The following is a 19,797-nucleotide window of genomic DNA, read 5'->3' on the forward strand; positions in this document are numbered from 1 at the left end:
AAGGTCAACTTTTCGTTGAATGTGATTGGAAGTCAAAAAATAGATGAATTAAAATCTTTACAGATAAATAATGACTTTATGAAGTTAGTAAGTCAAGGTAAAGACATCACAGACTTGTACCAAAAATATTCTGAAGAAGAGCTAACAAATATAGGTATTCGCATTCATAAATCCAGTGATAGAAAGGATTGAGGAAAGAACTTTTGATGAAATAATCGGTTGGGTCTCTAACCCTTATGCAACAAGACCAATTCAGGAAAGATCTGCTATTCAAATAGAGCCAACAAGATTTTCACTAGAGGATAGGATAAAAAAAGAATAGAAGAAACTGCATCTCAGGGAATAAATGACATCGAACTTATTTATTTAGTTGACCTCTATGACATTAATTTAGACAATACAAGTGTCTCTCGCCATATTGAAGGTTTATTAACGAACAATACACAAGTAACACACTATTTCCAAGAGAAATTAAACGAAGAATTACTTGAAACGGCTTACTCTCTGGATAAGGTTCAGCAAGCCTTTATTAAATGAGGACGAGATAAGAAAATTTGCACTCTAATGACTAGGCTTTAATGCTTAGTCTTTTTTTTACACTCATTTATACAAATTTGGATTTCATAGAAAAACGGAGAGTAAAAAATTTCGATAGTTTTTGCACTATACTGAACGTATCAAGAAAACATCTTGATAACTAAAATTTAATTACAGTCCAAATTGATACGCATCAAAAGGACGGAACTAAACAGATATGAAGATATGACAGTAGTGGTCATATTCTGCACTGTATTGTTCCGCCATATTTTTGGTGTGCCTTTTGTCATACTTGGCGTATCAAAGAAGCCTTTTTCTCATTACTCTCACAGATTGCTTTATTGGGACGTGCTACGAATCTCCATCTCTTTTTGGTAAGCCAGCGTTTTGACCACAATACCATTCCCATTTCAGTAAGGGAACAGCTAAACGTATTATTACAAATCGGAAATATCAATCAGAAGACCACTCAATCCTTGTTTCCAGACCTAGACCCAGAGGGGATTGTGATTCCAACAGGACATGGGACAGGAATCATTCAGGTTATTGACAATGAACACCCGTATCAAGTCCTACCCTTACTATGTCCAACCTATTACACCAAGCGAGGTATCCTATGACCACTAAAACCTACTTCATGAGAAGTTTCAATCTCATATTATACTTACTACTTATTGCCCCAATCTGTTCTATGTTCGGTTGGTTGTTCAATTTTCTTTCCGTTCAATTAACCAATATCTCATTTGTCAATCTGGATACGGTTAAAAACGTTACCGATACCATTAGTTCTGCTTGTCACGGATTTGCTCTTGTTTCTCTACTACTAGCCTTATTATTGGCTGGGATAGAGATGATACAACGATTAAAAACAGACAGTCTTTGGAATTACTGCCAATCTGTCTATCGTACCTTTTTATTAAGACACTTCCTTTTCCAGCATGAACGAGTACAGAAGATAAGTAACCTTGAACACCAGACCGTTACCACTATCAATCCAATCCATAACGGATTTAACCGTGCTGTCCGTAAATGTATCGTAGATATACGAAAAGATACCATCGTTATATTTCTAAAAGTCCCTAGAGACCAAAATCCTAAAAGAGATGGACGCACAACTGAAAGAAGAGATTGTTAGCCAACACGGCGAATATTATTTCTCTTCTCCTATTCGAGTTCGTAACTAATTATGCTTCACTGGGCAAAAACGTTAATCCCTTGGGGCTGTGGCTTGCGTTAAGCAAAAGCCAAACAGTCCCCTTTTCCTTTTCTATACTCTATTCTATCATGACCTATTGGGGTTACTACGACCCCCAATAGGTTAATAATCAATAATCACAAAATTTTCAAAAAAAGCTTTACATTTGACCTGTCATTTCTCCTTAGTAATAGAACCAAAAGAAATGAGGTAACTGCCTATGGTAAAAGAACAACGCTCAACCAAATGGACATTTCTCTTCTATGAGGAAAGCGCACCAGAAGACTACTTGAATATCTTAGAGGAACTTCATATCCCCTTTATTCTTGGTCCGTGGCACGATAAGGATATCAATAGACAAACAGGAGAGTTCAAAAAATCACACAAACATGGTGCATTCTTCTTTGATTCATTAAAAAGTTATTCCCAAGTATCAAATATCATCAGCGATAAACTAAACGGTCCAGCACATGTCGAGGTTGTTATGTCTCCAACAGGTTTATTTGACTATTTTACACATACAGAAAGCCCTGACAAGACCCCTTACAATATCGAAGATATTGAAGTTGGTTGTGGCTTTGATTTGAATAAATTCTTAATGGAAGTGAAAACCTCAGATTTTATTCATGAAGTGGTTGATATTATCGAAGAGAACGACTTTACAGAATTTGAAGAACTGGTCTGGTATGCACGAGCAAACAATATCAATCTACTAGGTCTCATTATTGAACGTACCTATTTCTTTGCTAAGTATTTAGATTCACGACGGCATAATCCAAATCGAAAGCTAGAAGCGGTTGATATTTATTTAGATAAGCTTGCTGAATTAACTCAATAACTACTCTACCCTTTTTAGCGTGAAAGTCCCTAAACGTTGATATATAAACGTTTCTAACAGCTAAAATAGATAATACTTAACCTTTACTGATACCACGTTAATTTTCGATATCTTATCTTCAAGAATAGCTAGGGAGGAACTTTTAATTACCCAAATATTACATTAGTCACTAACTTTTATATATGACTTAATAGTCTTACGAGTAGCCATATCCTGATATGCATCGTTAATTTCATCCAAGCTATATTCTTTGGTAAACACCTTACCAGGGTTGATTACACCATCAAGGACTGCCTTAAGCAGGATTTCTTTATCATAAGTAGTTACTGATGCTGGACCGCCAGCTAAAATTTTATTTTGATAGAAAGTTGCAGCAGGGTTAATCTTACTACCGTGAGGAAGACCAACTCTCCCAATGATTGAACCGGGACGACCAACCTTCATTGCTTCATCACTAGACATCTCTGTACCAACGCATTCAAGAACAGCATCAGCACCACCATTCGTTATTTCAAGTAATTTTTTAATACCTTCTTCGCCACGTTCAGCAACATTTTCAGTCGCACCAAACTCTTTAGCTAAAGTTGCACGGTCCGCATGACGTGAAGTTGAGATAATTCTCTTTGCTCCACGCATTTTTGCAGCGATAATTGCACATTGACCCACAGCACCATCACCTAAAACAATAACAGTATCACCTTTTTTCACATTAGCTACACGAGCTGCGTGATAGCCGGTTGCCATAACATCGGCTAAAGTAAGGAATGACTTAAGCATACCTTCGCTATAATCACTTGGCTTACCAGGAATTTTCACCAATGCCCATTGACCATGTTGAAAACGAATATATTCGGCTTGATTACCATCACTAAAGTTATCAGTATGATTCATACAGACGCCATCAAAGCCAGCTAAACATGCTGCACAGTGTCCACAACCATGAGTAAACGGTGCGATTACAAAATCACCAGGCTTAACAGTGGTAATATCCTTACCTACTTCTTCAACAATGCCAATTGCTTCATGACCTGAGTTTTCTGAGTTAGGTGTCCCGTGATCAAAATCACGATATGCCCATAAATCTGAGCCACAAACGCACGCTCTAACAGTCCGGATAATTACATCATCATTATTTTGGATAGTTGGCTTAGGAATATCCTCAATTACCATTTGACCAGCTTTTTCAAATCTTGCATCCTTCATAAAATTTTCTTCCTTTCATTTTCTACATCTTACCTTAATTATAAGATGAAAAAGAATATAACTGAAATACTTATTATTAAGCTAGTTCCATTCCTTTTAGTTATGATATCAGCAGATACGCTTTAAAATATCATCACAAGTGAGATGTAAAGTAACATTTCCTACTATCATAAATTACTAAATAGATATTTGATTGGAAGCAACGTAGGTTAAGAGAAATATTTTCTGAAAAGACAATCCGGTCTAAAAATGGATCAGAAGCTTTACTTTCGGTTACTGGGAAAACAGGAGTTGTTTTAACAGATTCATTAGGCAGAAAAGATAATTCTAGTTCCGATAAATCTAGGTACAAACTTGTAGATGTCGGGGACATTGCATATAATTCTATGCGTATGTGGCAAGGAGCTTTAGGTGTATCATCATATGAAGATATTGTTCGCCCTGCTTATACAGTATTATCCGTTAAAAATATGTTCATTTAAGTTTCTTTTATTTATTGGTTATGTTAGAATGCAGGTAAATAAAAAAGCACTTGTTGGCGCAAGTGCTTTCGGACCGTTTCAAAGACGGTGGTCAAATTACTTAAACAAATTAAAAAACCTGTCCATTCACTCTTCCAAAAGTTTGGGACGGGCTTTTTATTTGTGTTTATCAATATATTCGAGCAATATTAATAAGAATGTACCGAACGCAAACATCAAAGTGAGTGTTTCAAAAACACTCATATGTCGTCTAGTTCCTTTCTGTTTCTTCCAGTATACAGAGGGATTGCCCGAGAAGCAAAGACGCTATGTTGTGCTTGCACACTAGTGAGCTGCTCTCACTTTTTTTAAACTTAATTATTTAAATACGGCTTTTCATTTACAGTTTCTCAGCTTCCTTAGTTTTCCGCCGACCCCATTGTAGGATATAGATGGCGGCAATTACCACCAAAATACCTGCAATTTCAAAAACATTTAATTTTAAGTGGAAGAAAAATACACTTAAAACACTTGTTACAATGGGCTGTAAGGCGTCCATAATACTAATCACATCTGACGGAGCTAAGCGAGATGCATAAAGTAACATCGCGAAAGGAATGATTGTCCCAAATAAAATTACCGTCGATACAGATAAAACTAATGTCGTTGAGATTTCAGGAGTGTTCGTCCAAAAAGGATGAATCAAATTAAAGCAAATCCCAGCAATCATCGTTCCCCAACCAAGTACCACTAACGGTGGATTTTTAGCCGCTGCTTTCTTTGGTAACACCACATACAAAGCAGCGGTAATTCCTGAACCTAACCCCCAAAGTAGTGATACTGTGGGAACCGCTAAGTGAGCAATATCACCACGGGTAATACATAACATCACCCCAATTAAAGCGACGACAAAGGCGATAATATCTGTACGCATTGGCCATTTATGTTGGAAAACAACCGCACCTAAAACGATAAAGAGTGGCGAAAGGTACTGTAAAATTGTTGCCGTAGATGCGTTTCCTGTTTGTACAGCATAGTAAAAGGTTAAGAGATTAAGACCCAAACCAAAGATGGCATAAGTTAAAACAGAAAAGAGGCTTTCCTTAGTTTTAAAAACATCAAAAATTTGTCCCCGATAAATACCGGCACAAACCAATAATAAGATTGCTCCAGTGAAGAAAGTCCGCGTTGACAACATCCAAGTCGCTGGAATAGCTAAATTTTGTGAAATCAACTGTAGGACTGTCCCTGAAATCCCCCAACTAAGTGAAGCAAAGCCTGCTACAATAATCCCCTTAGTAACATTTGAATGTGATTCCATTCTAAAATTGTCTCCTTAAAAAAATCAATATAAGTCTATTCTATCATACTATGTTACTAAAGTTGACATTAATTTAGTTGATTTTTAAAAATTCCAAAATTTAAGAAAGCACACTTATAAATAATAATTCTGAGCTAACAACAAAAAGCCGATAGCATACCAAAAAGGACTAACATTTACGCTAGTCCTAATGTATTCATTATAATTAAGCAATTTTAGCACGATTTAGTAACAATGAAGAACCAACCACACTAATCGAGGACAGCGCCATTGCCAAACCAGCAAATTCAGGACTTAAAACTAGCCCTAAAGTACTGAAAAGCCCCGCCGCTAACGGTATACCTATCACATTGTAAATCAATGCCCAAAATAAATTAAGCTTAATACGTTTAAAAGTTTTTTGGCTCAAATCTAAGGCCCGCACAACACCCATTAGTTGGTTATTAGTCAGAATAATTCCCCCTGCTTCCAAGGCAATATCAGTTCCAGATCCCATAGCAATCCCAACCTCGGCCGTCGACAATGACGGCGCATCATTGATGCCATCACCTACAAACGCTACCGGGCCTTCGTGTTGTAATTCTCGAATCTTCTCTGCTTTTTGCGCAGGTAAAACGGAGGAAATTACTTGGTCAATCCCAACTTCTTGGGCGATTGCTTGGGCAGCAGCTTGATTATCCCCAGTTAACATCACAGTCTTTAAACCGCGTTTTTTTAGGGCCTTAATTGCCTGGCGGGCATCCGGTTTAACTTGGTCTTTAATGGCAATTAAACCTAAAACTTTTTGATTTGCAACTAAAGTTACCACGGTTTTTCCTTCCGCCTGTAATCGCGCTAGACTTTGTGCTTGGTTTGCATCAAGCGGATAGGCTGCATTTAATTTTTCGTTACCAAGGTAAACTTCTTGCCCCCCAATTTTACCAGTTATTCCTTGACCTTCAAGAACCTGGAAATCAGTCACATTTTGAGGCTGGATTTTCTCAGCTTTAGCCTTGGCTAAAATGGCATTAGCTAAAGGGTGTTCAGAGGACGCTTCTAGACTAGCAGCAAGACGTAAAATTTCCGGTTGGTTTCCAATGATTTCTGTTACCACTGGTTGCCCTTGTGTAATGGTTCCCGTCTTATCCATGACAACAGTTTGCACTTGGTCGACCGCTTCAAGAATTTCGCCATTTTTGATAAGCACGCCAAGTCGCGCCGCCCGGCCAGTCCCAACCATAATGGCCGTTGGGGTAGCCAAACCTAAAGCACATGGACAGGCAATCACTATGACTGCCACTGCGTATAACATCGCTTGCACCGCCGTCGCACCAAAGAAGACATACCAAGCCGCATAGGTTAAAAGTGCCACAATCAAAACTGCTGGAACAAAAATATTCGAAATTCGGTCAGTCAGCTTTTGAATTGGAGCACGACTCGTTTGCGCCATTTTAACTAAGTCCACAATTTGCGCCAGCATCGTTGCTTGTCCTGTCTTTTCTACTCGAAAGACAAAGGTTCCATTTTGATTTAAGGTTGCACCGATTACTTTTTGCCCCACGGTTTTGCTGACGGGAAGACTTTCTCCGGTCAACATGGCTTCATCAATGTTGCTTGCTCCAGCCACGATTTCACCATCGAGGGGAATCTTTTGACCAGGCAGAACTTTAACTAAATCACCGACTCGAATTTGATCTACTGGCAAGGTTACAAAGTCCCCAGCCCGCTTTACTAGAGCTTCCTTAGCTTGAAGTTTTTGGAGCTTTTCAACGGCAGCTGAAGCGTTATGCCGCATTCTTTCTTCTAAAACCTGCCCTAAAAGGACAAACACCGTTACAAAAGCTGCACTTTCAAAGTAGACTTCTCGGCCAGTCGCCATCGCATACACGCTATAAAAATAAGCCACTGCTGTTCCAATAGCCACTAAGGTGTCCATATTGGCATGATGATTTTTAAAAGCTGCATAGGCACTACGCCAAAAAGGCCAAGCTGACAAAGCCATAATTAGTGTCGTGGTAATTAAAGCCACCCAGTTGTAATAAGGTAACATCCAACCAAATAACATCCCCACCATATCTACCAGCATAGGAAGTGAGAGGATAAAAGCGTAGATAAAACGCTTCGTGTATGACATATTATTTCACGACAACCTTTCCTTTAAACATATCCATCCCACAAGCAAATTCAAATTCCCCCACTTGACTGGTATCAATGTCAACGGTTACCTTTTCATTTAAGGGTAAGACTTTATCGAAGTTTAAACTATCAGAGTGTACTCTCTCTAAACATGATGAAGGAGTTGTACGATTAAAGATGATTTGAGCGGGTTTACCTTGTTTGAAAGTTACCGTACTTGGTTGGTAACCTTTATCAACTTTAATTTTATTAGTTTGTGTTTTTGAAAATAATCCCATGAGAAATTCCTCCTATTTAATAATGACTTGGCCGTGGAACATATCCATCCCACAGGCGTAGGTGTATTGACCTGGCTTACTGGTATCGAGGTCAATTTTGGTAATCGCTTTTTCGGTTAAAAATTGGTTGATCCCAAAATCAGGGAAAACCACTTGTTCTAAGCATGACGAAGGATCACGTCGGTCAAATTGAATTTGTGCCGGAATCCCTTGTTTGAGTACAACAGTTTCTGGTTGGTAACCACCATCGACTGTTACTTGTACGACCTGTTTTCCTCCTTGGATTGTCGCTTGTACTTGTCCGCGATCGTGAGGTAAGAAAAACCACCAAACAATCAAGACAATCAAAACAGCAACTATCACTAAGGTAAGCCCTTGACTAACTAACATTTTCTTCACTTCCTAACATTGGTGTGGTAAGCAATTGCAAGGCACCTTAAGTGGCGCTTTTTTTTGCTTTTTATTTAAAATTTCTTGTAACGCAGAAATATCTGTTTGGCTTAAAGGAGCCTCGCTACTAACTGGGTTAAAATTTGGCCTTTATGACTATCGCAAACTTTTTTCGGTTAAGCGCCGTAATAAGGTCTTGACAGTTGACGGACTCCAGTTCATCTTAGTTTGAAGCTGGTCGATAATTTGGCGCGATGAGGCCGAGTTCAAAGTCCAAATTACTCGCATTACTTCCCACTCCGCACTCGAAATATTTTCTGGCATGTTATCCCCCCTTTTTGTTTACGTTTGTAAACTTTATTTTTAGTTTAACACCTCTGTCTACATTTGTAAACTTTAAAAAAACTTTTCTTCTCATATTTTTTATGTATACTAAATAAAAGAAAGGTTGATTTTATGTTATTTTTTCTTGTATTAATTATCGTTGGTATCCTTGCTGGCATTACTTCAACGGCAGCGGGATTAGCCTCGCTTGTCTCTTATCCCGCCTTAACAGCGTTAGGATTAAGCCCCATCATGGCCAACGTAACCAACACATTTGGTTCAATTACTAGTTCTTTTTCCTCTTTAGCGGTTTCTTTACCTGAATTAAAGGGACACTCCCCTAAACTTAAAGCCATTTTACCGATAACTTTTATTGGGGCTGTTCTAGGTTCATTTTTGCTTTTTATGATTCCGAGCGAAATTTTTCAAAAACTGGTTCCTTTCTTTATGCTACTGGCTGCCTATATGATGTTACATCCTACTAAAAAGACTCAGAAAACAGCTTCTAAAAGCAAAATTTCTTCATTTATCGGTCTCTTTTTAATTAGTATTTATATGGGCTACTTTGGTGCTGGCTCAGGGATTCTCATTTTAGCTTGCCTGCTTAACCTTTATCCTCAAAGCTCTTTCGCTGAAAATAATGCTTTAAAAAACGCGGCTGGGGGCTTAACCAATTTGATTTCAATGGTTATTTATGCTTACAAGGTTACCATCCCCTGGAACTATGTAATCCCCATGGCTCTAGGATTTTTTGTAGGAGGATTGCTCGGCCCCATCATCGCCCGCCAGATTCCTGCTCTCATCATGAAGCGGATTGTGGCCCTCGGAGCGGTTATTTTAGCCATCGTACTCTTTGTTCGCTATTATTAAAGGTGTATAATTAGAAAATACGAGGAGGAATTTTTATGGCAAAAATTGGTTTTATTGGCACCGGCCTTATGGGCCAAGGATGGTAACTAATCTCTTAAAAGCCGGCCATCAAGTCCAAGTTTGGAATCGGACCAAGGAAAAGGCCTTGAGCTTAGTAGAAAAAGGCGCCATCTGGACCACTTCTGCACAAGCTTGTAGTCAGGATGTTGACTATGTTATCACCATTGTTGGCTATCCTAAGGATGTTGAAGAAGTTTACTTTGGCACGCAAGGTATCTTTGCTGGTGTGAGTGCCAACACGGTACTCATCGACATGACAACCACCAGCCCAGCCTTAGCTACCAAAATCTATTCAACGGCTAAAGACCGCGGATTACAAGCTTTAGATGCACCAGTTTCCGGCGGACAGGCCGGCGCGCAAAGTGGACAATTAGCAATTATGGTCGGTGGTGAGGAAGAGGTTTTCCAAAAGGCGCTCCCAATTTTGGAAGCACTGGGTACCAATATTGTCTATGAAGGTCCCGCGGGTAGTGGTCAACACACTAAGATGGCTAACCAAATTGCTATCGCGGGAGCTTTAGCTGGCGTCTGCGAAGCCCTTTACTATGCTAAACAAACTGGGCTTGATCCAGAAAAAACCTATCAAACCATTCGCACTGGTGCCGCCGGAAGTTTCCAAATGGAGCTTTCATGCCTAAAATAATTGCGCAAGATTTTGACGCTACTTTCTACATGAAGCACTTCATTAAGGATTTAACAATCGCCAGTGAAGAAAGCCAACAGCGCAATTTCAAGCTTGAAATCATGGAAGCCATTCGCCAGGAATGTCAACAGGTCCAAGCGATGGGCTATGGTGATCAAGGAACACAAGCCCTTTATCACTACTATCAAGCATAAGGAGAAAGAATGATTCTTAGTTTTAATTTTTGGGAACCGCGACTTATTATCTTAAGTCTCGCTTACCTTTGTGGCATGTTTTTAACTGCGGAAGTTGTTACCCGTAAATTAACAGGAAAACCTTGCAGTCAACTCGGAACTACTGGTAATCCCGGGATGGCTAATGTGATGGCTCATTTAGCTTTAAAGCCGGGATAACTGTACTTATCGGAGACATTGTTAAAAGTTTAATAGCTGTTGTTTTAGCCGTTTATTTCTTTTATGGTCAGGCTAACGGCCATCCTTTTTGGTCTTATCTTGGCCATTTTCAAGGCCAACATTCTTACTCATTAGGCCAAATTTCCCTCTACTATGCTATTTTAGGTGTAACTTTGGGGCACAACTACCCACTTTGGCTTAAATTTAAGGGAGGAAAAGGTGTTGTTACCTCTTGTGTGGGATACTTTATCCTTAGCCCTTTTTACGGTCTAATAGCCATGCTAATCGGAATGGTGACAGTCTTTATCAGCCAATATCTTGCTTTAGGGGCCGTCGTTATTACCTTAGTTTTTACTGGCTACGCCTTTGTAGCTTTAGGTAGTGAAGCCGGAGTGATTGCGTTGCTTCTAGCTTTAATTATGGTCAGCCGTAATCTTAAAGCGCTCAAGCAAATTCCTCAAGGTACAGCGGAAAAAAATGATGTTCTAGGCGCAATCCGGCAAAAATTGATAGCCCTAACCGCGACAAACCGGACCAAGAAATCTTAAAATTCAAAAAAGTGCTAGAAATTAACGCTTTCAGAACGTGATTTCTAGCACTTTTTACTATTTCATTTAAACTTTACGGTACCGTTTGAGACCCAAAATATTAGCAATTAAAAGAACTATTAGGAAAATCAGTAAGGCCATAATATCGCCCGAAACATCCGCCAAATTATAACCTTGCATAATGATTCCTGAAACGGCATTCCCGGCATATGTCAGTGGTAAAATTTTACCGATGATTTGAACCCAGGTTGCCATCGAGTCTAGTGGGATAATCCCCGAAAAGAAGGTCTGAGGAACAATAACCAATGGTAACATCTGCATCATCTGAAATTCCGATGATGCAAATGTTGACATCAGTAGTCCAAATGCTAAGGCCACAAAACCAAAGAGGACGCTGATAACCATAACATCAAATAAGTTACCCACAACATCTAAATGTAGAATCCAGATTCCGACCGTAGAAATTAAAGTAGACTGTAACAAAGCTAAAACTCCATAGCCTAACATATAACCAAAAACAATGTCGCTTCGCTTAACTGGCGTTGCCAATAAACGATCCAACGTGCCAGAGGTTCTTTCCTTTAATAGTGCCATTCCAGAAATTAGGAAAACAAAGAAAAAAGTAAAGAAACTCATCAGAATGGGAGCAATTTTATCGAAAAATCCCGTATCGCTATCCCCATAATAACTTTCCCAATTCTCATACAAAATCATAGCGCCTCATACGCTCTGAAACAAGCGGGTTTTAACTACCCAAATCTTCATAAAACCTCACTAATCTTCATTTATCCGTTGTCAGTTTTGAGTGAAAATAAAAAAACTCGGAAAATCCGAGACCTTATTTTTAGAAGTTTTCTGTAACTAGGTGTTCTGATTTAGCGAACGATTTTTCATCAAAAAATTTTCTAAGAAGATAGACTAACTTTGATATATCAAGGCTTATCCGCTCTTTGTATTTTTCTCGGAAGATAAAAGTATCGCTTGAAATTATCTTTTCACACAAAAAAGCCCACCTCCCAAACGGGAAGTGAGCTAAAAACGTATATTTTTTTGTGCCACTTTTAAAGGTTAGTGATTTTTACTAACTATCGAAAGTGGCCAACTTTTTTTGTTCGCTATTTGAACGTACCGAAAGCTTGGCCGTTGCCGTCACGGCATACGAGATAACCAAACTGACCGTTGCCTCGTGGCTGTCTAATCCAGATATAACCTCCCGATTTGGCCCAAGCATCGTATTCAACTTCAGAGCCAGCGGGTAAGGTTGCGATCAAAGCAGACTTAGTTGTTGCCCCCCACCGTAGATTAATGGCGGTGTTAAGCGTGAAAGTGGCCTTTTCTTCGTGCCAAACAACGCCTAAATCATCCGTCCAAGTTTTAGGTGCTGATACCGGCTTAGATTGTGGCTTAGGTTGCACTTGAGGCGCCGGGTTAACGGTGTTAGCCTTAGCAAACTTATCCCACCCGGTTTCATCGATATACCAGATTGACCGGTCCATGTCGCCACCGGTATACTGCCAGCCGGTGATTGCAGCAAACGCACCAGAGGAAACCGGCATGTTGGGCACTGTCCAAGAATTCCAGTTCATGCTTGCATACTTGGCCACCCACAAACCGCAATCCTTAGCGCAGTTTGCGACTTGCCAAATTGCAGACTCTTGCACATAAATAACCGGCCATACGCCGGTTTTATCGTGCACACGGTCAACAAACCGCCGAACCCACGTTGTGTCACCCCAAGCTGAATTTTGGTAGCTCTCCCAGTCAACAACTAGCATGCCGGTGCCGATGTAATTCTTGATGTTTACCAAGAAGTAATCAGCTTCCGCTACCGGGTCGCCTCCGCCCGCATAGTGATAATAGCCCAATTTCTTACCAAGCGACTTAGCCAAATCTACTTGATGATTGCACTTAGGATTGACATAGCCAGTCCCTTGTGTAGCTTTGACGATAACACCTTGAGCATGACTATCTCTAATAATCGAGTCGTCTGAACCGCTATAAACGTCTACTGTGTACATTGTCATATTATTTCACATCCTTTTTTGGTTGAACATATTCAAGTGCTTGCTTGCTATCCGATAATCCATGTGTAGTCGGGTCGTTAAGAGCATTCCATAAGCTTACAGCGACTAGCGATAAAACATAAGGGTTGCCGATTGCTTCCATCAGGACCGTCCCTAACGTTTGCCAGCTAGTGAGTTCTTGTGCGCTAATCCCAGCATATCCTAGGATTGGCGTTAAAATTGATAGAATTAATTGCACAACAAAAACCGGATTCTTCATCCGGACCTTTAAATTCATCATTTGATGTGTTCCTCCAGTCTAATCACCCGTTCAACCAAATCAGAGTGGCTTTCTTCAAGCTTCCCAAGTCGTGTGGTCACTCTCTTAAGCTGATTAATCGAGTTTTGTAAATCTTTAATATCGTAAGTGAACTGTACTAATCTTTGCGACAATTCCTTAATTTCATCGTCTGTAGCTTTTCGTGCTGAGTCTTTAATTACTCCTCTTAGCCAGGCAAAACCTATGCCAAATAGGGTAAAAATCGCCACCCAATCCGAAAATCCAAGACCTAAAATGCTGTGTGGCATTGCATCACCTCCCTAATACCATTTTTAAAATTATTGCACGAATTTAATAGTACTATTGAATTGAGTGAAATTTATAGAATCCTCCTTGTTAGTCTTTCCATTGTACAGAGTATACAAGACTGGCTAGTCGATCGGATATCACTTTATAGTCACCTACTCTATTTGGAGCTGAAATAAATCCCCGATGATACTCTGTTACCCTCTCCCGATTTTCGCGCCAGTCTTTTCCATATTCTTTTTGTAAATCTATCCAGTGGTCTTGCCCATCAAAGTCGCAAATGACATTTTCGTTAATTTCTGCAAAATCTATAGTAATTTTGTCAAGATTGTCCTCTTTAATTTCATAAAAGATATCATAATCAGTTTGAAAAGCTTTATATTGTTCATTAAAGGAAACCGCTGGAACACTGACCTTTTTAATATTTTCCAAATTTACCTTTTTAATTTTTGGTTGATTATTCTCATCCTCATAATATAAAGTCATACTCCTCAATTCTTCAGATTCAGTACGATATGCTGAAACATATGCATGAAGCGTGCTTTCTTCACGTATTTCGTTAATCAATGATGAAAGTTTATCCTCTAAAGACTTAAGTCGATCGTTGAGTGTATTGATTGGCACCGCATGCCCAGCTTGACTAGTATCTGTAACCGTCTTAATTAACTGTTGTGGTGTGGTCTTGTTTTGTAGGTCGGTAATCTGTTCTGATTGGTCACTTGGATTAGGTAGATATTTAGTGGCAACTGTTCCCTCTTCAAGTTGTGGAAGAATAAACCACACATTTTTAGTCGTATTCAATACACCAAAATATACTGAATTATTTACACCACCCCAACGTGTAGTCCAACTTATTCTTGTCCAATCACTACTTGCCTTCACAGTAAAATCTTTTCGATTATTAATACCTAATCTCATTGTAATAGTTACATCTTCACTAGGCATTACATAGATACTCAATGTGTAGTCTTTATTAGGAACTAAAGGCACATTATCTTGCACAAATAAATGTCCATCAGCGCCTATTGTAGGGTTGTTTGCTATTTCAATCTTTTTGGAAGCTACAAAACCATTAACACTAACCGATGTGTCTTGCAATGTTATATTGGTGATAGACCCTTGTCCGCCAGTCCGCCACTCACCTTGGTCCCATGAACCGCCTTTTTGATATTCTTTAAGGCTCCCGCCAAAATTTAAAGTGTTTCGTAAAATATTTTTACCCGAAACAGATAAATTATCTATTTTACTATTAGCAGTATTGGCAGTATTCTGTGCGTTGTTAGCTTTACTTACCGCACCATCAGCCGTACTTTGGGCAGTATTAGCTTTATTAACCCCAGTGTTGGCGGTGTTTTGTACAATATTAATCTTTTTATCAATCTCACTTTTTTCTCTTGAGATTTCACTTGACATCTCAGATATTGAACCAGATAAATCCTCTACAACTTGCCTAAGTTCACTATAGGTTACATTCTCAACCCACTCAGACCAACCGTTATTACCAAAATATTGTCGGATGTAAATTTTCTTTGTATCGGTATTAATTACTACCTGACACGATACTACGTCACTGGTTTTAATGCTTAACATTAATCCGTTAGTTAAACCTTGAGGATTATGTCTTATCTCATTTATCGACTCGTTCCCATAAATGATTCTGGTACCATTTTCTCTAAAATTGTTTAGGTCTCCACTGTAAACAGGATAATTGACTAACGGGTTTAGAGTAGTTTGAATTTTTCCTATTAATGTGCTCAACTCGTTTTCTTTATTAGTTGCACGCGTTTTTTTCGGAATCGATATCAGTTTTATTTGATTGTTCGGCTTGTTTAGCTCTATTGATTTCACCGGTTAGTGATTGTTGTAAGCTAGAGTGACTACTTTCTGCATCAGCTTTAATTTTATTAATGGCATCATTCGTGTCGTTATCTGTTTTTGTAGACCTAGCAATTTCGCTGTCAAGTTTTTGTTGTAAAGCACCCTCTTTTTCCTTAGCACGAGTAATTTCGGTGCTAATAGCAGATTTGTTGTCTTGTTCGGATTGTTTCGCTCTTGAAATTTCACCAGTTAAAGCTGTTTGTAACTTCTTTTCTACATTATCTGCTCGAGCAATTTCTTTATCTAATTTGTCCGTTAAATCTGTAACGTCTTGCTGTGTGGCTAAAGCAGCATGGTCAACTACGATTTCGATTTCATTATCGTTAATGTTAGCCAGCTTAACTCCGACATTAATTTGCAAATTGGTCAACCCGGATTCGCTATAAGCATTAATATATTGAGGCTGATTAGCCTTGATTACAGCAAATAAAAAAGGCTCGTTTTCTTCAACTTGCCCATAAATAAAAATTGTATTTAAAGTATAGTCATTTTTTACATTTCGACCATCAAATAATAGTTCTAGGCTCATTGCTTGCCCATTAATTTTCTTGCTGGTAAGTTTTCCAGTTTGAATTTGACTAGCTTGACTAATGACTTCTGTATAAGTTAATCTTTCTAATTGCGCGTCTGAATACGCCGTGTTAGATGCGATAGGATCTAGTAAGGAAATTTTAGGTTTATCATCCGATTTTACTAACTCGGTATAGCGAAAGCCTTCATTTGTGATAACCGTTTTAAATTTTTCACTCATTAACAATTTACCTCCTTTATTTTGGACCATTAACCGAAATAATAGCACTGCGTGTACCATAGACGACTTTAACAGTATTCCACGATGTATCCACGAACCGAATTTGGTCTACCCTAATTCCTGCCGCAGATGTTTCTTCAACCCGTTTTAGCAAATACTTTTGTTGCCATGGAGTCTTTGCTAACTCAATTGGAATATCAACAATTCTGATTGCTAGTGGTTCGTTTTCTAAAGGTTCAACGCGAATATTTTTAGGTTCAATATTAAATGCATTTTGAATCGTTCTAATAATTCCGTTCACAGTTGCATCTCCACGACGCGAAGCAATTTTGGACTTAAGCATAATACGATAAAAATCATCATCGGCTTGTCCTCGACTTTGCCCATACTTTTCGCCTAATCGGTCTAAAACCTCACCTTTTGCGTTGTTGATGTCTCTGTAAGACTCAATCAAATTAAAAATTCCTTGTATATTTGCAAGCTCCGTTGCCAAAAACTGGATAAGTTTATTTACATTTCTTCCATAGTCAGCATTAATCGAGGCCGGTATTCGCGTTTTTATTTCATCAAAGAAATTCACGATATTGTAAGCCCCCCGTCTGCAAGCGCAGCTGTTTCTAAAGTAGATAGGACGATGTCTTGAGCCTTAACCTCTTCTTTGGATAAGCCAATTTTGATATCAGCTACATCAACGCCTTTAACATTACTATAAATTAACTGGTAAAATTTAGTGTATCTAACCACTTCACCCATATCCACCGAGTTTAAATACTGCTTAACTATATTTAAAATTTGATTATCTCCATCGCTAGGATACATGCTATTTTTTTCCAAATGAATATCAACATAAATACCTTTATTGGTCGGGAAATCAAATTTAATCACATGGTTAATCCCAGCAATGTCCGTTACTTTCGTTACCTGTTGACCAGCGGTATTAATTCCGGCTGCTACAGATTTGAAAATAGCTTCAGCAATATCGTCTTTGTATCCTCCGTTTACATAGATGTGGATTGCTTTAGCGGGTGTGTTAGTTTTAGGGTCATTTTCCATAGTATCATTACTAATAATTTTTACTGTTTTAACACCATTAACTTTTCTAATGGCTGTAATTACCCCGTTATACGGACTAGAGCTGTCCATATTATTAGCTAGAGTAATTCGATTCCTTAAATTATCGTCTGTTTCAATACCTGTACCACCTATAACATCAGTCAACGTCGCATACAATATCTGTTCTACGGGTGTTACTTGTTCAGCAGTGTATTCCCCGGATTTGTTGTAATCAGCACCTAATTTATCTGCATATAACAAGTGGCTAACTCCCGTTCCTAAGTTACCTTCATTTGCACTGATAGTCCCATATCCAGGGATACTCATAGATTTTTCTCCACTATCCTCTAGAGTAATATCTTCGGTAGTGACGTACATTAAATCATCTTTTGTCTTGAAAAGCGTACCAGAAGAAACAGTGTACCCCGCTTTTCCGTAGATAGTGATAGTTCCTATGCCGACCTGTGCAGGCAGTCTGTGCAATCCTACGTTAGCTGCTAACTGATCTAGAGTGGCTCCACTAGCGCTATCAACGAATTGTGAGTTATAGACCTTTTCAGCCAACATGTAAATTTGATTTAGACAAAAGGCTAAAATCCTAATGATAATTCCGCCTACAGACCTTGTATGCGTCTGGGCAGTTTCACCAAAAAGTTCTCGCCATTTCAAACATAAATCGTCAACGATTTCGTCATAATTTGGTCGTGTAAATCCTTTTTCATCAAGCATTAAACGCTAACCTCGCTTTCTATCATCTGACCATCATTTAGATTCACCGTAAAAGCAATTGTTAAATCACGATTATTGCGCTCAATTTTAGTGACATTCGCATTGATAACCCGTTCTTCCTGACTTAGCGCGTCAGTAATGCAACTAGCTATATACGTATCTGTTGCACCTTTTTCGGTTAAAAATGATTGGTCCATTCCTAGGTTTTCATCGGCAAAAAATTCACCTTTTCGGGTCTTTACCACCAAACTTACAGTTTGTTCAATTTCTTCTAGGTCAGAAACGACTTGAATGTCATTATCAGCAAATGTGAAATCCCCGTCACTATTCAACTTAATATCTTTCATGGTAAAACCTCCGTAATCACTGCATCGTTCAAGTCGTGCATTCTTTTGCTATCTAACTTAAAATCCTTATTCGTTCCATCCCAATTACTGATTGAGCGGTCTAAAAAAGTAACTAGCACTACTGAATTAATGCCTATGAAGTTCTGGCAAGTTTTGCCAACCGGAACATTAATTAAAAGGCTTCGTTTGCTATCATCTTTGTAATTAAGCGCCATCGGTTGAACATTTGCCTGCGTTTTATTTTCGTTCAGATATGTTACTCGCGCTAATTGAGCCACGTTGACGGACCATTGTATGCGTTCAATTAATTCTTTGACAAATCTCGTGTCATTATTTCTTATTGCCATTAATTTTCTATCCCTTCAAACTTTGTACGAGCTTCTTCTCCATCAAAGCTGTGCTCACCATTAATCACATACATGCCATGATTAAGGTATTTACTTTTAAGTTCAACTCTGGTAAAAGTTGTCAAACGATAGTTAAGAATGCTTTCAACCTCAAAACTCCAGTTACCTAAACCGTCGTTGTCGTCATAATCTTGCCAGTCATCATCCCGACTAGCTGAGGTCGGGCTGCCAATCAAACCAGTTCCTGTATTAAGATTGAAAACCTCTGTATTTCTTCCGTTAAAAATAAAGGCGAAAGTCAGTTGGCCACGCAAGTAAAACAAGCTGGTTTTAGTTTCTTCTGCAACGGTTTCTAAGACTTCTAAAGGGTGACCGTCAGCCGTGTAGCCGTCGTTATAAGCTTTATCATGATTGATATTCATATAATTCAAGCTAATGTTAGCGCGACGGGCGACATCTTTAATGATCGTAGAAGCCATTGTACCTTTGGCGTAAGTTACATTAATTTTTGGTAACTTAGTGTAATCTGTCCCTTCAAGAACCCGCAAAGTATAAGCAGTATCTACATCATCCAAGACAGGATTAGTAGTCCTAAAGACAGTTCCTTTCATCAGCAAACCAACATCACCGTTATATCCAGCATAAAGCTCAACTTTATCTCCTTGTTTGATAGAGTTGAAGTGGCCGGGATTGATGTTATATAACGTGATTTCGGTAATCTGCTTTTCTGTATCCGTAGAAAATGGGACCGTGAAATGTATCTCAATAGCTTTGCTACCTTTGTTGTATTCGTAAGTTAACCTTGAATTCTTGGTAGTAACGACCACCTTGCATTCAAAACCATATTGCGCTTTAGCCATCGTTTTCCACCCCCACCAAAGTATCGATATACAGAAATACTGTTTCCCCAAACGTTGCTTTGTTGCAT

The 19,797-nt window shown here is 38.8% G+C and carries 20 protein-coding genes and 6 pseudogenes; 8 read left to right on the plus strand and 18 right to left on the minus strand.

The window, feature by feature from the left end; all coding sequences use genetic code 11:
• From JCM10991_RS13300 to JCM10991_RS08135, 4 genes and pseudogenes are all read left to right on the plus strand, one after another.
• Nucleotides 1-565 (plus strand): annotated as a pseudogene (locus JCM10991_RS13300) (XRE family transcriptional regulator); the annotation flags it as partial.
• 271 nt (nt 566-836) lie between these two features.
• Nucleotides 837-1,157 (plus strand): annotated as a pseudogene (locus JCM10991_RS14900) (cell division protein FtsK); the annotation flags it as partial.
• Nucleotides 1,154-1,721: pseudogene (locus JCM10991_RS13305) on the plus strand (hypothetical protein). The pseudogenes JCM10991_RS14900 and JCM10991_RS13305, both read left to right, overlap by 4 nt.
• A gap of 231 nt (nt 1,722-1,952) precedes the next feature.
• Nucleotides 1,953-2,570 carry a replication protein gene (locus JCM10991_RS08135; protein ID WP_025021113.1) on the plus strand — a complete coding sequence of 206 codons (618 nt, stop codon included), beginning with the start codon at nt 1,953-1,955 and terminating at the stop codon, nt 2,568-2,570.
• A gap of 162 nt (nt 2,571-2,732) precedes the next feature.
• Here JCM10991_RS08135 and JCM10991_RS08140 read toward each other — a convergent pair whose 3' ends face one another.
• The 7 genes and pseudogenes from JCM10991_RS08140 to JCM10991_RS16600 form a co-directional block, all read right to left on the minus strand.
• The gene (locus JCM10991_RS08140; protein WP_025021114.1) at nt 2,733-3,773 is read right to left on the minus strand and encodes an alcohol dehydrogenase catalytic domain-containing protein; all 1,041 of its coding nucleotides are present in this window, start codon (nt 3,771-3,773) and stop codon (nt 2,733-2,735) included.
• A gap of 638 nt (nt 3,774-4,411) precedes the next feature.
• A complete protein-coding gene (locus JCM10991_RS15185; protein ID WP_155889611.1) occupies nt 4,412-4,498 on the minus strand; it encodes a putative holin-like toxin in 87 nt (28 codons plus the stop codon).
• A gap of 136 nt (nt 4,499-4,634) precedes the next feature.
• On the minus strand, nt 4,635-5,555 hold the full coding sequence (locus JCM10991_RS08145; protein WP_025021115.1) for a DMT family transporter: 921 nt from the start codon (nt 5,553-5,555) through the stop codon (nt 4,635-4,637).
• Nucleotides 5,556-5,760: 205 nt separating this feature from the next.
• Complete coding sequence (locus JCM10991_RS13310) at nt 5,761-7,668, minus strand: copper-translocating P-type ATPase (RefSeq protein WP_035188505.1); 1,908 nt, start codon at nt 7,666-7,668, stop codon at nt 5,761-5,763.
• 1 nt (nt 7,669) lies between these two features.
• Nucleotides 7,670-7,948, minus strand: coding sequence for a cupredoxin domain-containing protein (locus tag JCM10991_RS08155; RefSeq protein ID WP_025021116.1), 279 nt, complete (start codon nt 7,946-7,948; stop codon nt 7,670-7,672).
• 12 nt (nt 7,949-7,960) lie between these two features.
• On the minus strand, nt 7,961-8,338 hold the full coding sequence (locus JCM10991_RS08160; protein WP_025021117.1) for a cupredoxin domain-containing protein: 378 nt from the start codon (nt 8,336-8,338) through the stop codon (nt 7,961-7,963).
• A 12-nt stretch (nt 8,339-8,350) separates the two neighbouring features.
• Nucleotides 8,351-8,662: pseudogene (locus tag JCM10991_RS16600) on the minus strand (BlaI/MecI/CopY family transcriptional regulator).
• A gap of 132 nt (nt 8,663-8,794) precedes the next feature.
• Between JCM10991_RS16600 and JCM10991_RS08170 the strand changes: the two are divergent.
• The 4 genes and pseudogenes from JCM10991_RS08170 to JCM10991_RS14910 all read left to right on the plus strand — a co-directional run bounded on the left by JCM10991_RS08170 (nt 8,795) and on the right by JCM10991_RS14910 (nt 11,175).
• Entirely contained in the window at nt 8,795-9,532 is a 738-nt protein-coding gene (locus JCM10991_RS08170; protein ID WP_025021118.1) for a sulfite exporter TauE/SafE family protein, read from the plus strand.
• Between the two features lie 79 nt (nt 9,533-9,611).
• Nucleotides 9,612-10,235 (plus strand): NAD(P)-dependent oxidoreductase, encoded by a 624-nt coding sequence (locus JCM10991_RS13320; RefSeq protein WP_263640300.1) that lies wholly within the window; start codon nt 9,612-9,614, stop codon nt 10,233-10,235.
• Nucleotides 10,223-10,429, plus strand: coding sequence for an NAD-binding protein (locus tag JCM10991_RS16180; protein WP_263640301.1), 207 nt, complete (start codon nt 10,223-10,225; stop codon nt 10,427-10,429). Before JCM10991_RS13320 ends, JCM10991_RS16180 begins: the two co-directional genes overlap by 13 nt.
• A 75-nt stretch (nt 10,430-10,504) precedes the next feature.
• Nucleotides 10,505-11,175: pseudogene (locus JCM10991_RS14910) on the plus strand (glycerol-3-phosphate acyltransferase).
• Nucleotides 11,176-11,241: 66 nt separating this feature from the next.
• On the opposite strand, the pseudogene JCM10991_RS13330 reads toward JCM10991_RS14910, so the two are convergent.
• The 11 genes and pseudogenes from JCM10991_RS13330 to JCM10991_RS08240 all read right to left on the minus strand — a co-directional run.
• Nucleotides 11,242-11,868: pseudogene (locus JCM10991_RS13330) on the minus strand (ABC transporter permease); the annotation flags it as partial.
• A gap of 422 nt (nt 11,869-12,290) precedes the next feature.
• Nucleotides 12,291-13,199: a GH25 family lysozyme gene (locus JCM10991_RS08195; protein WP_025021121.1), complete on the minus strand. Its 909-nt coding sequence runs from the start codon at nt 13,197-13,199 to the stop codon at nt 12,291-12,293.
• A 1-nt stretch (nt 13,200) separates the two neighbouring features.
• A complete protein-coding gene (locus JCM10991_RS08200) occupies nt 13,201-13,479 on the minus strand; it encodes a phage holin family protein (protein WP_025021122.1) in 279 nt (92 codons plus the stop codon).
• The gene (locus tag JCM10991_RS08205) at nt 13,476-13,766 is read right to left on the minus strand and encodes a hypothetical protein (RefSeq protein ID WP_025021123.1); all 291 of its coding nucleotides are present in this window, start codon (nt 13,764-13,766) and stop codon (nt 13,476-13,478) included. The genes JCM10991_RS08200 and JCM10991_RS08205 overlap by 4 nt, the downstream gene beginning before the upstream one ends.
• A gap of 88 nt (nt 13,767-13,854) precedes the next feature.
• Nucleotides 13,855-15,612 (minus strand): phage head spike fiber domain-containing protein, encoded by a 1,758-nt coding sequence (locus tag JCM10991_RS08210; RefSeq protein ID WP_162149512.1) that lies wholly within the window; start codon nt 15,610-15,612, stop codon nt 13,855-13,857.
• Nucleotides 15,536-16,393, minus strand: coding sequence for a hypothetical protein (locus JCM10991_RS08215; RefSeq protein WP_025021125.1), 858 nt, complete (start codon nt 16,391-16,393; stop codon nt 15,536-15,538). Before JCM10991_RS08215 ends, JCM10991_RS08210 begins: the two co-directional genes overlap by 77 nt.
• 16 nt (nt 16,394-16,409) lie before the next feature.
• Complete coding sequence (locus JCM10991_RS08220) at nt 16,410-16,847, minus strand: hypothetical protein (RefSeq protein WP_225349949.1); 438 nt, start codon at nt 16,845-16,847, stop codon at nt 16,410-16,412.
• 122 nt (nt 16,848-16,969) lie between these two features.
• Nucleotides 16,970-18,175 (minus strand): baseplate J/gp47 family protein, encoded by a 1,206-nt coding sequence (locus tag JCM10991_RS08225; protein WP_025021127.1) that lies wholly within the window; start codon nt 18,173-18,175, stop codon nt 16,970-16,972.
• Nucleotides 18,175-18,522: a DUF2634 domain-containing protein gene (locus JCM10991_RS08230; protein ID WP_025021128.1), complete on the minus strand. Its 348-nt coding sequence runs from the start codon at nt 18,520-18,522 to the stop codon at nt 18,175-18,177. Before JCM10991_RS08230 ends, JCM10991_RS08225 begins: the two co-directional genes overlap by 1 nt.
• Nucleotides 18,519-18,869: a hypothetical protein gene (locus tag JCM10991_RS08235; protein WP_025021129.1), complete on the minus strand. Its 351-nt coding sequence runs from the start codon at nt 18,867-18,869 to the stop codon at nt 18,519-18,521. Before JCM10991_RS08235 ends, JCM10991_RS08230 begins: the two co-directional genes overlap by 4 nt.
• On the minus strand, nt 18,869-19,729 hold the full coding sequence (locus tag JCM10991_RS08240) for a phage protein (RefSeq protein ID WP_025021130.1): 861 nt from the start codon (nt 19,727-19,729) through the stop codon (nt 18,869-18,871). The genes JCM10991_RS08235 and JCM10991_RS08240 overlap by 1 nt, the downstream gene beginning before the upstream one ends.
• Nucleotides 19,730-19,797 lie beyond the last annotated feature (68 nt).

Source organism: Ligilactobacillus equi DSM 15833 = JCM 10991 (genome assembly GCF_000615765.1).
GTDB lineage: Bacteria > Bacillota > Bacilli > Lactobacillales > Lactobacillaceae > Ligilactobacillus > Ligilactobacillus equi.